The 231-nt window shown below is 61.5% G+C and carries 1 protein-coding gene; it reads right to left on the reverse strand.

The window, feature by feature from the left end; genetic code table 11:
* Positions 1-167, reverse strand: a 167-nt coding sequence (locus A3728_RS22840; RefSeq protein WP_150120832.1) for a DUF924 family protein, incomplete at its 3' end; no start/stop codon positions are given.
* Between the last annotated feature and the right edge of the window lie 64 nt (positions 168-231).

Genomic DNA, 231 nt, shown 5'->3' on the forward strand with positions numbered 1-231 from the left:
CCTGACGGATAGGTCAACCAGAGCGCGTATTTACCTTCACGCGCCGCTTGCCACGCGGCGGCGAAACGCTCGCGGATACGGGCGTCGAGGGCGGGGTCGACCTCGTACCAGCCGTCGGGGCCAACCTCGTCCAGCCAGAACTCAAGCACTTCCTCGGGGCTCACCATGCTGCGCACTCCTTTTACGCTTTGCGGTCAGTTAATTACAGTTAATGCCTCTGGCCCGCAGAAA

It is taken from the genome of Sulfitobacter sp. HI0040 (assembly GCF_001634885.1).
Classification (GTDB): Bacteria; Pseudomonadota; Alphaproteobacteria; order Rhodobacterales; family Rhodobacteraceae; genus Sulfitobacter.